Source organism: Leucobacter exalbidus (genome assembly GCF_017834145.1).
GTDB classification, from domain to species: Bacteria; Actinomycetota; Actinomycetes; order Actinomycetales; family Microbacteriaceae; genus Leucobacter; species Leucobacter exalbidus.
Window position 1 is genome coordinate 923,472 of sequence record NZ_JAFIDA010000001.1, and the last position, 13,910, is coordinate 937,381.

At 64.0% G+C, this 13,910-nt stretch carries 12 protein-coding genes and 1 tRNA gene; 4 read left to right on the plus strand and 9 right to left on the minus strand.

Going from position 1 to position 13,910, the window contains the following annotated elements; genetic code table 11:
- Window positions 1-203 precede the first annotated feature (203 nt).
- Both JOF28_RS04230 and JOF28_RS04235 read left to right on the plus strand, forming a co-directional pair.
- On the plus strand, window positions 204-1,184 hold the full coding sequence (locus JOF28_RS04230) for a hypothetical protein (RefSeq protein ID WP_209704620.1): 981 nt from the start codon (window positions 204-206) through the stop codon (window positions 1,182-1,184).
- Window positions 1,171-1,560 (plus strand): GntR family transcriptional regulator, encoded by a 390-nt coding sequence (locus JOF28_RS04235; protein WP_209704621.1) that lies wholly within the window; start codon window positions 1,171-1,173, stop codon window positions 1,558-1,560. The genes JOF28_RS04230 and JOF28_RS04235 overlap by 14 nt, the downstream gene beginning before the upstream one ends.
- Here the strand turns inward: JOF28_RS04235 and JOF28_RS04240 are convergent.
- Window positions 1,557-2,225: a MazG nucleotide pyrophosphohydrolase domain-containing protein gene (locus JOF28_RS04240; protein WP_209704622.1), complete on the minus strand. Its 669-nt coding sequence runs from the start codon at window positions 2,223-2,225 to the stop codon at window positions 1,557-1,559. The genes JOF28_RS04235 and JOF28_RS04240 overlap by 4 nt on opposite strands.
- Window positions 2,226-2,412: 187 nt before the next feature.
- Between JOF28_RS04240 and JOF28_RS04245 the strand changes: the two genes are divergently transcribed.
- Window positions 2,413-2,898: a hypothetical protein gene (locus JOF28_RS04245; protein WP_209704623.1), complete on the plus strand. Its 486-nt coding sequence runs from the start codon at window positions 2,413-2,415 to the stop codon at window positions 2,896-2,898.
- Window positions 2,899-2,994: 96 nt separating this feature from the next.
- Here JOF28_RS04245 and mfd read toward each other — a convergent pair whose 3' ends face one another.
- The 7 genes from mfd to JOF28_RS04280 form a co-directional block, all read right to left on the minus strand.
- On the minus strand, window positions 2,995-6,645 hold the full coding sequence (gene mfd, locus JOF28_RS04250) for a transcription-repair coupling factor (RefSeq protein WP_209704624.1): 3,651 nt from the start codon (window positions 6,643-6,645) through the stop codon (window positions 2,995-2,997).
- Window positions 6,642-7,235: an aminoacyl-tRNA hydrolase gene (pth, locus tag JOF28_RS04255; protein WP_209704625.1), complete on the minus strand. Its 594-nt coding sequence runs from the start codon at window positions 7,233-7,235 to the stop codon at window positions 6,642-6,644. The genes mfd and pth overlap by 4 nt, the downstream gene beginning before the upstream one ends.
- 118 nt (window positions 7,236-7,353) lie before the next feature.
- Window positions 7,354-7,920 (minus strand): 50S ribosomal protein L25/general stress protein Ctc, encoded by a 567-nt coding sequence (locus JOF28_RS04260; protein ID WP_209704626.1) that lies wholly within the window; start codon window positions 7,918-7,920, stop codon window positions 7,354-7,356.
- A 216-nt stretch (window positions 7,921-8,136) separates the two neighbouring features.
- Window positions 8,137-8,691 (minus strand): CE1759 family FMN reductase, encoded by a 555-nt coding sequence (locus JOF28_RS04265; RefSeq protein WP_209704627.1) that lies wholly within the window; start codon window positions 8,689-8,691, stop codon window positions 8,137-8,139.
- A 218-nt stretch (window positions 8,692-8,909) separates the two neighbouring features.
- Entirely contained in the window at window positions 8,910-9,887 is a 978-nt protein-coding gene (locus JOF28_RS04270) for a ribose-phosphate diphosphokinase (protein ID WP_209704628.1), read from the minus strand.
- Entirely contained in the window at window positions 9,887-11,353 is a 1,467-nt protein-coding gene (gene glmU / locus JOF28_RS04275) for a bifunctional UDP-N-acetylglucosamine diphosphorylase/glucosamine-1-phosphate N-acetyltransferase GlmU (protein WP_209704629.1), read from the minus strand. The genes JOF28_RS04270 and glmU overlap by 1 nt, the downstream gene beginning before the upstream one ends.
- Window positions 11,354-11,399: 46 nt before the next feature.
- Window positions 11,400-11,471: transfer RNA gene (locus tag JOF28_RS04280), tRNA-Gln, on the minus strand.
- Window positions 11,472-11,568: 97 nt separating this feature from the next.
- On the opposite strand from JOF28_RS04280, the gene JOF28_RS04285 reads away from it, so the two are divergent.
- Complete coding sequence (locus JOF28_RS04285) at window positions 11,569-12,105, plus strand: MarR family winged helix-turn-helix transcriptional regulator (RefSeq protein ID WP_209704630.1); 537 nt, start codon at window positions 11,569-11,571, stop codon at window positions 12,103-12,105.
- Here JOF28_RS04285 and JOF28_RS04290 read toward each other — a convergent pair.
- Window positions 12,102-13,799 (minus strand): amidase, encoded by a 1,698-nt coding sequence (locus JOF28_RS04290; RefSeq protein ID WP_209704631.1) that lies wholly within the window; start codon window positions 13,797-13,799, stop codon window positions 12,102-12,104. The two genes, JOF28_RS04285 and JOF28_RS04290, sit on opposite strands and share 4 nt — an antisense overlap.
- Between the last annotated feature and the right edge of the window lie 111 nt (window positions 13,800-13,910).

The following is a 13,910-nucleotide window of genomic DNA, read 5'->3' on the forward strand; positions in this document are numbered from 1 at the left end:
TACTCTCAGGGCCTTTGTACTTCGTCGCAACACCCAACATCAAGGTGCGACATCTTGTATTGCGAAGACAGAACAAGTTGTACTAGCCTTGCAGCACAACAGTTATCGACGACAAGGACCTCATGCTGAGCTCATCTGCGACTCACGTCTTCCGTTCCATCATCGGCGCAGTTCCCCTCGAACCCGCGCTCACCCTGGGCATTGTGTTCTTTCTGCTCTCGTGGGTGTATCCGCGTCGACTATTGACGATTCCTGGACGAAACCCACGCACAACAACCCTGACAGCCTTAGGCATCATTGGTGCGGGCTTCGTCGTGGCCGTGGCCTCCTACACTTCTTGGCAGTCCTATCTCTACGCTTTCCCCGACCCAAGTGGGTTCGGCGGCTGGTGGCGGCGTGCGGCGCCGCTCGCTGCCGTTGCAGTGGTGCTCCTTCTCGCGCTTTTGCTGCTGCGCAGAGAGCCACGTTCTAGAACGGGCGGCCACGCGATTGCTCCGCATCACCGGTGGGACGCATTCGCCCGCCCGGCTCAGCTATGGACTGCCGTCGCCCTGGCGGTCCTTTTGCTCGGCACCAACATCTGGCAATCCCTGCTCGGAGTTTCTGCGCCCGAGGGAGCAAACTTCTATGGAAACACCACCGCTCACCCCACCCAACTCCCCATCTATTTGCCCTTCCAGGGCGGCACGGGATACCTCGCCGGGGTGGGTTGGCCCAATCATCTCGGCAGTATTCTCGCGTTGGTGATCACGACGCTTTTGCTGATCGTCGCGTTGAACGACAGCGCAAACCGACCCTTGCCTGTACAGCTGCCCGCCGCTGAAGCACGTGCACAACGCACCGCGACTTCAGCCATGCTGCTCTGGATCACCCTGGGTGGACTGCTGCTCACCCTTGGCGCGGTGTGGGCACACGCCGGATTCATCGGTGAGTTCACCGGCGTGGTCACGCAGTATGATCCCGAGCAGGTCGCCCCTGGCAGCCAGCAGCCTTTTACCGCGGGTACTGGCTATCACGACATCGCGTTTATTATGCACAAGGGTGGCTATGTCATACAGGGCCTCGGCGCAGCGTTGCTGCTGCGGGTAATGACCGATACCTTGCGCGCCCGTAGGTTCTCAGCCGGAGGTTCCCCGGCACAGTCAGCTGCCAAAACATCAGAGGTATTCAGTGAGCACCAATAAGCCCGCAACCCCGCCACCGAGCAATGCCGATGAGATCACCGAACTGTTTCGCGGTGCCATCAGCTCGGGTCAGCTGGGTGACGGCGAGCGACTCCCCACTGTGCGGCAAACCGCGCGTGACTTTGGCGTCGCGGTCGCAACCGCGGCCAAGGCCTATCGCGCCCTCGAGCAAGAGGGCCTGGTGACCACCCGCACCGCAGCAGGCACCCGCGTCGCACCAGGCGCATCGCGGGCCCCCAAAGAAGTCGTTGAGCAGGCCCGCGCGTTTATTGAAGCGGCAGAGGCCGCCGGCCTGTCTGCCGATGACGCCGCCGCGGTGATGCGAGCCCTCTGGGGGCATTCATCATCGGCACCGCCAGCACCCCCGCTGAACTAGGAGTGGGCGGCCCGGGCCGCCATGCGATCGACCGCGAGACGCAGCGCGCGATCCGGATCAACGCCAGCCGCGTTCGCCCGCGTCACGATCGCGAGAATCGCGTCACCCACTCCCACCTCGGCGAGGCGCCGCTCATCGGGCCCAATCACGGCAGCGAGGGGGTCCCTGTGGATCCCCTCCATCTCGCTGGGGTCAATCAGTTTTGCGCGTTTGAGCCGCTCGACGACCTTCGCGGCGCGGGCGAGCGCCGGCATTCCACTGGGGATGCCCTCGAGCGCGTGACGGGTGCCGCGAGCCTCGCCGGCCGCGTCCTCTTTCAGGCGCTCCCACTCAGCCTCAAGCTCCTCGAGCGAGAGGTACCCGCGGTCGCCAAAGACGTGCGGATGGCGCGCAATGAGCTTCTCGTTGAGCGCGCGAGCCACCTCGTCGAGGTCGTATCCTTCGCCGTCGCGCTCGGCGATCGCGGCATGAAATAACACCTGGTAGAGCACGTCTCCGAGCTCTAGTTTCACCTCTGATGCGGGCAAATCGCGCTCTATGGCATCGATAAGTTCAGAAGATTCTTCAACTAAATATGGGGTGAGAGATTCGTGGGTTTGTGCCTCATGCCAGGCGCATCCGCCCGCCGAAACCATGGCCCGCACCGTCTCCATTAACGTCACCATCGGGTCATTTGTATCGGAGCCCGAGTGAGCCTCGCTCCCCCGATGCTGGGCATGCTGCGTGTGTGGTTGGTCTGCGCTTACGTGGTCAGTTGCCATGCATGCACCCTAACTGGCCGCCTGGCTGTTAGCCTGAATACGCACACCCGTTTTACAGATATGCGCGTTGCAGCGCACGCTAGGACCCCCTATGAGCTTCATCAAGACCACCACAAAAATCGCTAGCGCATTCGGCATTGCCGGTCTCGCACTCAGCTTGGCATCATGCTCAGGCGGTCAGAGCGTTGCAGAAGCGTGTGACGTTGCGTTGAAGACCATGACCGAAGTTCAGACCGAAAGCGACACGGCGCTCACTGATTCTGCGGCTAGTGACAATAGTCTCACCGAGATGTTCGCTGGATTTGAAGACATAGCACTGAAAGCTCAGCAAACGGTCGAAAACCCCGAGGTTGCTGAGGCACTGAAGGGGATTGCCACCGATTATGCAAAGATCGCTAAATCCGTAGAAGGCGAGGAGGGCAGCAATATGCCCTCGCTGGAAGACATTGATTACACCGACCCGAAGGCTTTGGAAGAGTTTCAGAAAAAGACTGAAGCTTTCACCGAGAAGGTGGAATCGCTGGCCAAGTCGTTCTCAGGCTCAAGCGAGACCCTGCAGGAACTCTGCAAGTTCTAAGCTTCAACGCGCACAGGCACGGTGTCACCCCGTAAGGGATGGCACCGCGCCTGTGGTGTTTCTGCCCCGCGCAACGTGTGCGGGGCAGCTGCGAGGTTACGACCCCGCGGGCGGATCAGCTTCGAGAAGTGTCGCGAGCACCCGGCTAGTCCACGCCGCGATATCGCCCTCGTCGCCCATCAGATTCTGGCCCACACCCGCAAGCGGGCTGCGCGGCATAGCCGTGGCGCCGGGCAGCGGAATCTGCAGCGTCTGCGTGGCCTCGGTATAACGGGCACCGGGGTACATGCGGTTCATGCGCATGCGACGCGAATCGAGCAGCTTCACGGGCTCAATGCGCAGCACAGTCCCCGCCGCCACTACCTTTGAGAGCTCAAGGCGAGCCGCCCGGCGCCGCAGCTGCGACACGAGCGCCAGCCGCTCCACCTCAACGGGCGGAGCACCGTAGCGGTCGGTGAGTTCATCAAGCACGAGCGCAACGTGATCTTCGGGGGCCTGCGGGTGCGAGGCCGCCGAGAACTTTTGGTACGCCTCCAGCCGCAACCGCTCACTCTCGACATACTCCTCGGGAATATGCGCGTCGACGGGCAGCTCAAGCACGAGCTCAACGGGGCCAGACACTTCCTCGCCCTTAAACGTGTTCACGGCCTCACCGATCATCCGCAGGTAGAGGTCGAAGCCAACCCCCGCGATGTGACCCGACTGTTCGCCGCCGAGCAGGTTACCCGCGCCGCGCAGCTCAAGGTCCTTCAGCGCGACCTGCATACCCGAGCCGAGCTCGTTGTTCGTCGCAAGGGTTTCGAGCCGCTCGTGGGCGTGCTCGGTGAGAGGCTTCTCGTGGTCGTACAGGAAGTAGGCGTAGGCGCGCTCACGGCTACGCCCCACCCGGCCACGCAGCTGGTGCAGCTGACTCAACCCATACTTATCTGCCGCATCGATAATGATCGTGTTGGCATTGGCGATATCAAGGCCGGTCTCGATGATCGTCGTCGAGACGAGCACATCATATTTGCGCTCCCAGAAATCTTGCACGACCTGCTCAAGCTGATGCTCACCGAGCTTGCCGTGGGCGATCGCGACGCGGGCGTCGGGCACAAGCTCGGCGATCTGCGCGGCGACGCGGCTAATCGAGCTGACGCGGTTGTGCACGAAGAAGACCTGCCCCTCGCGCAGCATCTCACGGCGAATCGCGGCCGTGATCTGTTTGTCGCTGCGCGGTCCCACAAACGTGAGAATGGGGTGTCGGTCTTCGGGCGCCGTCGCGAGCGTCGACATTTCACGAATACCGGTGACGGCCATCTCGAGCGTACGCGGAATAGGCGTCGCACTCATCGCGAGAATATCGACGTTCGTTTTCAGCTTCTTCAGCGCGTCCTTGTGTTCGACGCCAAAGCGCTGCTCCTCATCAATGATGAGCAAGCCGATGTCCTTGTACAACACGTTGTCGGCAAGCAGCCGGTGGGTGCCGATGACCATGTCGACGGTGCCCGCCGCGAGCCCCTCAATGGTCTCGCGCGACTCTTTGTCGCTTTGGAAGCGGCTCAGCGGGCGCACGTTCACCGGGAACCCGGCGAACCGGGCCAAGAACGTTTCGAGGTGCTGGGTGACGAGCAGCGTCGTGGGCACCAGCATCGCGACCTGTTTGCCGTCTTGAATCGCCTTAAACGCTGCGCGCACCGCCACCTCGGTTTTGCCGAAGCCCACGTCGCCCGCGATCAGGCGATCCATGGGAATCTGGCGCTCCATATCGCGCTTCACCTCGTCGATTGTGGTGAGCTGGTCGAGGGTTTCTGCGTAGGCGAAGGCTTCTTCAAGCTCGTGCTGCCACGGGGTGTCAGGCGAGAATGCATGCCCCTTCGAGGCGACGCGCGCCGAGTACAGCTTGACGAGTTCAACCGCGATATCGCGCACGGCCTTGCGCGCCTTCTTCTTCGCGTTCGACCAGTCGTTGCCGCCCATTTTCGAGAGCGCCGGAGCCTCGCCGCCGACGTAGCGCGACAGCTGGTCGAGCTGGTCGGTGGGCACGTAGAGCTTGTCGCGCGGCATGCCACGTTTGGTCGAGGCGTACTCGATTACGAGGTATTCGCGCAGCGCCTTCGCGGCGTCGCGACCGAGGCCCGTCGGCACCATGCGCTGGGTGAGCTCGACAAAGCGCCCGATGCCGTGGGTCTCGTGCACCACGTGATCGCCGGCGACCAACTTCAGCGGGTCGACGACGTTCTTACCGCGGCGCTTGGCCAGCTTCTGGCCACTGGCGGCCTGCGCGCTCGCGGCACGGCCAAAGAACTCGGTTTCGGTGGCGACGACGAGCTGCGCCTCGCCGCTCTCAAACCCGGCCGTGGCCGACGCGACGACGAGGTACACGACCCCGGCCTCAAGGTCTGCCGGCGACTCGGGCAGGCTCTCCACGATGCGCGCGGCCGCGCCCGCCTCGGCGAGCAGGTCGCGCGCGCGCTCGACGAGCCCGGCCCCAGGAGCTGTGACAATCGCGTGCCAACCGGCTTTGAGGCGCTCCCCAATGATCCGGATCGCCCCGCCCACAGGGTCAGCATCCGCCGCGGGCCGCGGGAACGGGCCGCCCGCCACCGTAATGGTGCGCAGGTCAAATGTGTCTTCATCGGGCAGATCGGCGCCGTCGTCGTGCACGAAGCTCGAGACCGTCCACCAGGGCCGGCCGAGGGAGGCAGCCTTCAGCTCGGTCATCGACAGCATGCCGCTGTTTTCGGTGGGCACCGGGGCGTCGGCGCCCGCGGTGGCCGCGTACCAGGCGGCCTCAAGAAACTCGCGGTTCGTTTCGGCGAGGCTGATCGCGCGCCCAGCCACGCGCTCGGGCGATGCGACCACGACAGCGCCGCCTGCGGGCAGCAGCGCGGTGAACGGCTGCATGCCCGGCACGAGCTGCGGGATGAGGCTTTCCATGCCCTCGACCGCGATACCCTCGCTGAGCTTTTCAAGCAGTGAGCTGAGCGCGGGGTACTTCGGCAGCAACGCGGCCGCGCGCTCGCGCACATCATCGGTGAGCAGCAGCTCACGGGCGGGCCACAGCTCGACCATCGTGATGGGGTCGCCAGCACTGCGCTGATCGGAGACCGCAAAACGGTGAATCTGGTCGACCTCGTCGCCGAAGAAATCAACGCGCGAGGCCTGCGAGGCCTCGGGCGGAAAGACGTCGAGAATGCCGCCGCGCACGGCGAACTCACCGCGCCTGGTCACCATGTCGACGCGGGTGTAGGCACGTTCGATGAGCAGGCGGGCGACCCCAGCGGGGCCGGATCCCGATGGGAGCTCTGGGGCTTCGCCCGCGCGCAGCACGATCGGGGTGGCCGCGGCCACCTGGGGTGAGACGGGCTGCAGGGCCGCGCGCACCGAAGCGACAACGATCAGCGGGGTGACCCCGTCGTGTTCGCGAATGGTGCGCAGCACCTGCGCACGCCGCCCGACCGTCTCGGGGCTCGGGCTGAGGCGCTCATGGGGCAGCGTCTCCCAGGCCGGAAACTCGCAGGTCTCGGCCTCGGGCATCGCCGAGCTGAGGGCGCTGCGCAGCGCGTCGGCCTCGCGGCTGGTCGCCGCGATCACCAGCAGCGCACCGGTATCACCGGCGGCACGACGGCGGCGCATCAGCCCCGCGATCAGCGGGGCACGCATGCCCTCGCTCGCCGAGAACTCGGCATTACGGGAGGCGGTATCGAGCGCCCGCGCAAACGATTCAGAGGGCTCAAGCAGCCGGTCAATACCGCCCAGGGTCACTCGGCGGCCCTCCCGTGGAAGCGCTGCTGAGTGGCGGTGAGGCCCGATTCGACGAGACCCTCGCAGGCATCGGCCGCATCTTCGAGCAGCACGGGCAAATCTTTACGCTCGGTCGAAGAGAACGGCCCCAGCACGAAGTCTGCCGGGTCTTGGCGGCCGGGCGGGCGGCCTACGCCCACGCGCACACGCAGAAATTCGGGGGTATCGAGGGCCTTCGCGATGTCACGCAGGCCGTTGTGGCCGCCATGGCCACCGCCCTGCTTCAGCTTGATCGCGTCAAACGGAACATCGAGTTCGTCGTGCACCGCGATCACGCGCTCTGGTGGCACACCAAAGTATTTGCACAGTGCCGCGACGGGGCCACCTGAGGTGTTCATATACCCGTTCGACTTCGCCAGAATGAGCTTCGCGGCGCCGGGCCGCAGCCAGCCCTCGGCCACGCGCGATCCGGTTTTGCCGTGCGGGGAGAACTTCGCACCGATTCGGCCAGCCAACACGTCAACGGTCATCTGCCCAACGTTGTGCCTGGTGTTTTCGTACTGTGCCCCCGGGTTACCGAGCCCGACGATCAGCCAGCTGTCTTGCGACACATGGCCTCCTCTTCTGTAAGTTACGACGCCAAACCAATTATCGCGTGTTCGGCCGTGACAGCGAAAAACCCGCCGGTGTGGAGTTCCACACCGGCGGGTTATTCAGCGGTTACTGAAATTACTCAGCAGCAACTTCGTCTTCAGCTGCGCCGCGTGCGCCAGCGATCTTGACGACGAGCAGGTCGCCTGCGTCGATCGCGGTTGCACCCTCGGGCAGAACAACGTCGCGCACGAGGACGTGTACGTCAGCCTCGAGGCCCGTGATGTCAACGACAACGTTCTCGGGGATCGAGGTTGCGGGAACGCTCAGGCGGATGGTGTTGAGCTCCTGCAGTGCGCTGGTGCCCGAGAAAGGCTCGCCCGACAGGTGGAGGGGAACCTCTACCTCAACGGCCTCGCCCTGTGCAACGATGAGCAGGTCAACGTGCTCGATGATCTGGGGTACGGGATCGCGCTGAACATCCTTCACCAGAACGAGGTGCTTCTCGTCGTTCAGGTTGAGCTCGATGAGCGCGTTTGCCTGACGGATGATGAGGCTCAGGGGGTGAGTCTCAACGGTGACGTGCAGGGGGGCGGTGCCGTGGCCGTAAACAACTACGGGGGTCTTGCCAGCAGCGCGCAGCTTGCGTGCAGCGCCCTTGCCGAACTGTTCGCGAACGGTTGCTTCGAGCTGGTACTTGCTCATAAGTAATCTCCTTGCGGGCTTTCGCCCAATTAGTGGGCGGCCTAGGCCACCAGAATTGGTGTCTCGCACTAGCGTAAATAACGCAGCAAGATGGCCCGCTGAGGCAGTCCGTCCCGCGTCGATAACGGGCGCAAGCGCCCCTCGCCGAAGTACAGCTGCCTACTTTACCAGAACTCTGCTGGGGCATTCATCTCTCGGAGTGTTGACCCCTGTTTGCTACGCGGCGATCTCGGCCGGCTGCCGCAGCGCGTACCCCGCGGCGGCGCGGTCAATGCGCTGCAGCAGGGCCTGGTTGATGATCTCGCCCGCGCGAAAGTCCTCCCCCGTGGCAAATATTGCGACCGGGGCAACGTGCGCGTTGAAGTAGTTGAAGAGCGGGCGCAGCTCGTAATCCACCACGAGTGAGTGGCGTGCGCTTCCACCCGTGGCGCCCAAAATAGTGGGCTTGTTGGTGAGGGCGTACGGTTCGACGAGGTCAAAGAAATGCTTGAACAACCCCGAGTAGCTGCCCTTAAACACTGGCGAGACGGCGACGAGCACATCGGCCGATTCAACCGCGTCGAGTGCCTCGCGCAGCCCCGGTGTCGTTTCGCCCAGGATGAGTGACTGGCCGATTTCTGCCGTCAGCTCCGCAACCTCGATCACGCGCACACTGCCCGGGCGATACTCTCGCACCGATTCGGCGATCACCCGCCCGAGCTCGGTCGTTTTTGACGGACTGCTGAGCGTGCCCGAAACGACGACGATCTGCGATAGCTCGGCTGTGGTCATGACCGCACCCCTTCATGGCTCATGTCACGCACGCGGGCGTTTGCCGCGCACTCGATTACATAAGTCAGACTATGGGAGGCATAACTAGATGTGCATCATTGTTACGTCACGCAACACCCCGCCAGCCGCGAACATCGCCACGGGCATACAAAACGGGCGGTTCATCTCGCAAGATGAACCGCCCGTAAGTGCGCAGCCAGATGGCCGCGAGGGGATGCTTACGCAGCGCCCTCGAACATGCTCGTCACCGAGCCGTCTTCGAAGACCTCGTGAATTGCCTTGGCGAGCAGCGGGGCAATCGAGAGCACCGTCAGCTTCTCGAAGCGCTTCTCTTCAGGAACCGGCAGGGTGTCGGTGACGACGACCTGGTCGATGAAGTCCTGCGACAGGTATTCGGGGGCACGGCCCGAGAAGATCGCGTGCGTGGCAGCGATCGTGACGCCGCGGGCGCCAGCTTCCTTCAGCGCAGCAGCAGCCTTGGTGATCGTTCCGCCGGTGTCGATCATGTCATCGACCATCAGGCACCAGCGATCCTTTACGTCACCAACGATGCCGTGCACCGACGCCTGGTTTGCAACGGTTGGGTCGCGGCGCTTGTGGATGATCGCGAGGGGGGCGTTCAGGCGATCGCTCCACACGTCGGCCACGCGTACGCGGCCCATGTCGGGCGACACAACCGTGATGTCATCACGCTTGAGGTGCTTCTCGAAGTGCTCGATCAGCACGGGCATCGCGAACAGGTGATCGAGGGGGCCATCGAAGAAGCCCTGAATCTGCGGTGAGTGCAGATCGACAGACATGATGCGGTCTGCGCCAGCGGTCTTGAACAGGTCGGCAATAAGACGGGCCGAAATCGGCTCGCGGCCGCGACCCTTCTTATCCTGACGTGAGTACGGATAGAACGGCGCCACCACGGTGATGCGCTTGGCCGATGCACGCTTGAGCGCGTCCACCATGATCAAGTGCTCCATGAGCCATTCGTTGATGGGGTCGGTGTGTGACTGAATCACGAACGCATCTGAACCGCGCACACTCTCATCGAACCGTGCGTACAGCTCACCATTGGCGAACGTGCGTGCATCGGTCGGTACGAGTTCGGCGCCGAGCTCTGCGGCCACCTGCTCAGCGAGCTCGGGGTATGCCCGGCCTGTAATCAAGACGAGCTTCTTTTGCCCCGCCATCTCGATTTTGCTCATCAGTGCTGGTTCTCCATCCCTGGCTGTTCGCCGTGCTCACGCGCTGTCTTCGATTGCTGCGCCGCTTGTGCGGTGCTGGTTCCCGGCCGATTTTCGGCAACCCACCCCTCCAGGTTACGCTGTGGCGCCACATTTAGCGCCAGCGAACCCGCAGGAACATCCTTGCGCACGACGGTCCCTGCGGCCGTGTACGTGCCATCTTCGATGGTAACCGGGGCAATCAGCACGTTCTTCGAGCCGATGCGCACCTCGTTACCCACGACCGCGTGATGCTTATTCACACCGTCGTAGTTCGCGAAGATGGTGCCAGCACCCACATTGGTGCCAGTTCCGATGGTCGCGTCGCCAACGTAGCTGAGGTGGGGCACCTTGCTGCCGTTGCCAATCTTGGCGTTCTTCGTTTCGACGTAGGCGCCAATCTTGCCGTCTTCGCCCAGCTCAGTACCGGGGCGAATGTACGCAAACGGGCCCACATCGACGCGCGCACCAAACACGGCGAGCGTAGCTTCGCTGCGGCGAATACGTGCGTCTTCGCCCACTTCGCAGTCCACGAGCGTGGTATCGGGGCCAACCACGGCGCCGCTGGCGATCGAGGTCGCACCGTGCAAGAACGTGCCGGGCAGCACCTCAACATCGGGCTCAATCGAGACATCAGCGTCGATCCAGGTCGTTTCGGGATCCTGAATGGTGACGCCGCCGCGCTGGTGCTCGCGCACAATGCGGGCGTTCAGCTCGCGGCCGGCCGCGGCCAGCTGGCTGCGGTCGTTGACGCCGGCGATGATCCAGGGATCTTCGGTCGCAACGGCTTCAACGGCGCCGCCCGAGGACAGGATGCGTGAGGCAGCGTCGGTGAGGTACTTCTCCCCCTGCGCGTTATTGGTGTCGATCAGCGCGAGGGCTTCTTGCAGCGCACGGCGCGCAAACACGTAGACGCCACCGTTAATCTCGGTGATGCGACGTTCAGCCTCGCTGGCATCCTTCTCTTCAACGATGCCCGTCACCGCGCCCGACTGATCGCGCAGAATGCGCCCCAGGCCGGTGGGGTTGTCGTAGATCGCCGAGAGCATCGTCATCGCCCGGCCACCGTCGAGGTGACCGCGCAACAGGCGCTCGAGCGTGGGCGCGTCGATCAGGGGCACATCGCCCGAGAGCACCACAACGGAGCCCTCAAAAGTTTCGGGAAGCGCGTTCAGCGCCTGCTCAACCGCGCGGCCGGTGCCGGGCACATCATCTTGATCGACGATCACGGTTTCGGGAGCGTGCTCAACGATGGCCTCGGCGACACGATCACGATCGTGGCGCACCACAGCAATGACGTTCGTGGGCGCGAGCCCCGATGCGCTGTCGAGTACGTGTGCAATCAGCGAGCGCCCACCGATGCGGTGCAGCACCTTCGGAAGCGATGACTTCATGCGTGTTCCCTGCCCCGCGGCGAGGATAATGACCGCAAGCGAGCGTTCTGCCATGGTGTGTTCCCTTCCCGGGCGCCGCAGGCAAGCGACGTTCCTTCGGCTCCGCCCCCAGGATTCGAACCTGGACCTAACAGCTCCAAAGGCTGTCGTGCTGCCATTACACCAAGGCGGACCGCACCGAAGATCGGCACTCGTATAGTCTGCCAGATCTTGAGAGTGATTCTGTACACACGGCGTGCGTGGCGCCTGGTTCTTGCCATAATGGGTAGATGAAGCATGAAGATGAGGTCGATCAGATCATCACGGCATGGAGTGTCGCCAGGCCAGATCTCGATCTCGCTCCCCTCGAGATCTTCTCGCGAATGTGGCGAATCGCGAAGCACGTGGATCGTGCCAGGGCCCAAGCCTTTGAACGCTCAGGGCTCAGCCTGTGGGAATTCGACGTACTTGCGGTGCTGCGGCGTGGCGGTGACCCGTTTCGCCAGAGCCCCAAGGTGCTCGTGCAGCAGACGATGGTGTCGAGCGGCACCATGACGAACCGGATCGACCGCATGGTCGACCGCGAACTGGTGCGCCGCCTCACCGATCCCAACGACGGGCGTGGCGTGCTCGTGGAGATGACACCGCTCGGGCTCACCCTCGTCGACGCCGCGATGACCCGGCTGAGCGATGCCGAAGAACGACTGCTGGGCGGGCTCCCCCGCTCGGAGCGCGAGCGCTTGGGGGTGCTGCTGCGGCGGTTGGCCCTCAGCGTGGATCGCTTCGAACCCGAGCTCGATCTCCCGGCTTCGCCCATCAACGACTAGCGCGCTGGTGCGCGGTCACCGGGAAGACCCGGGGCGGCTGCGGGGGCGATGCGCAGGGATCCGGCGCTTTCAAATGCGGCCGCATAGCCGAGCAGCTCAAGATCGGCATAGGCGCGGCCCGCGAACGTCAAGCCGATCGGCACCCCAATGTCACCCATCAGACCCATCGGCACAGTAACGGTGGGGATGCCGAGGTGGCGCAGTGCGTAGTTGCCGTTTGAGAAGAACACGCCATTTGCCCAGGCGCGATCGGCCGCGGCCTCGTCACGCTCGGCGTCTTCGGCGCCCACATCGGCGTTGGCGGGGAAAATGACGCCGTCAAAGCCCTCGGCCGTAAGCCAGCTTTCGAAGAGCTCCTCGCGCAGTTGCACCAGGGATCTAAGGCCCGGGGCAAAATCGGCGCGCTCGCGCGGGTCAGCGATGCCGGCCTGCGCTATCGCGACCGTGGCGCGATAGCGGTTTTCGTAGTCGGCGACCTCTTCGTAACGGTCGGGCAGGGTGCCGGCGGGCTGCGGGAAAATCTGGTCGGGGTCGACGACACCGAGGTTAGGGATGGCGGGGTCACCGTTCGCCCGCAAGAAGTCATCCCACCCAAACGCCAGAATCTCGTTGAATTCGGTGTCCATCCACCCGGCGGGCAGCACCCCGAGCGCGGCCACATTCTCTTGACCGGGCCGGTCGCCCTCGTACTGCTCAATGAGCGGAAAATCGGTGACGACGAGTTCGGCACCCAGTGCTTCGAGCTGTGCGCGGGCCACGGCGAACTGGTCGAGCACCGAGGGGCGCACCTCAATCGGAAACGCCGGGTCTTCGCCGAGATACATGCGCGGCACGGCGAACCGCTTGCCCGACAGGGCGCCCGGCTGCTGCAGCGAAAGATAGCTTGCGGGCCGGTGTTCGCTGGGCTTGGGCACCGGCACGACTTGCTGGTGGCGCCAGAAATCACCGCGCGTGACGTCGTCATCGGCGACGAGCACGTCGAGAATGCGCAACATATCGGGCATCGTGCGGGCGTGGGGCACGACGACATCGCGGGCAGGAAACAGAGGCCAGTTGCCGCGAATGGACAGCACGCCCCAGCTGGGGGTGTACGCGCACAATCCGTTGTTGGAGGCCGGGCTGCGGCCCGATGACACGGTTTCTTCGCCCATGCCAAACACGGCGAGGTTGGCGGCGGTCGAGACGCCCGAGCCATTTGATGACCCCGAGGCGTAGGCGGCGGCGAGGTAGTCGCGGTTGTATGGGTTTTCTGCGCGCCCGTAGACGCCGCGCTGCATGCCGCCGTCGGCCATCGGGGGCATGTTGGTTTTGCCGATCAGCACGGCGCCGGCGGCCCGCAGCTGGGCGACCGAGAAGGCATCCCACTGGGCGATGAGGTGCTCGAACGCGGGCGAACCCGCGGCCACGGTGAGCCCCTGCACCATGTACGAGTCCTTCACTGTGAAGGGCACGCCCTCGAGCGGGCGGGCCTCCCCGGCGGCCCAGCGGCGATCGGATTCATCTGCCTGCGCGAGCGCCTCGGGGTTCTCGACGATGATCGCGTGCAATCCCGCGTCGCCCCGGTCATACGCTTCGGCGCGCGCCAGATAGCGCTCGGTCAACCACCGACTCGTGATGCGGCCTGCGGCGAGCGCGGCCAGGATCTCGTCAATGCTGGCTTCGATCAGGTCGAACGGCTGGGCATGCTGGTCCATGTGGTTCCTTAGCTTCTGCTGCGGCGGTGCTTTCATTGCGGCGCCGGATCACCTATCCTGAAAACAGTTTCAGTTTAATGTGTGCGTCTGTCAAGTGGGGCGCGCCAATTA

Bases quoted from the DNA above. Each gene is read 5' to 3' on its own strand.
- JOF28_RS04245 (WP_209704623.1), top strand. From the start codon at position 2,413: ATGAGCTTCATCAAGACCACCACAAAAATCGCTAGCGCATTCGGCATT.
- JOF28_RS04260 (WP_209704626.1), bottom strand. From the start codon at position 7,920: ATGAGCAAGTACCAGCTCGAAGCAACCGTTCGCGAACAGTTCGGCAAG.
- JOF28_RS04240 (WP_209704622.1), bottom strand. From the start codon at position 2,225: ATGGTGACGTTAATGGAGACGGTGCGGGCCATGGTTTCGGCGGGCGGA.
- JOF28_RS04265 (WP_209704627.1), bottom strand. From the start codon at position 8,691: ATGACCACAGCCGAGCTATCGCAGATCGTCGTCGTTTCGGGCACGCTC.
- glmU (WP_209704629.1), bottom strand. From the start codon at position 11,353: ATGGCAGAACGCTCGCTTGCGGTCATTATCCTCGCCGCGGGGCAGGGA.
- JOF28_RS04285 (WP_209704630.1), top strand. From the start codon at position 11,569: ATGAAGCATGAAGATGAGGTCGATCAGATCATCACGGCATGGAGTGTC.
- JOF28_RS04270 (WP_209704628.1), bottom strand. From the start codon at position 9,887: ATGAGCAAAATCGAGATGGCGGGGCAAAAGAAGCTCGTCTTGATTACA.
- JOF28_RS04290 (WP_209704631.1), bottom strand. From the start codon at position 13,799: ATGGACCAGCATGCCCAGCCGTTCGACCTGATCGAAGCCAGCATTGAC.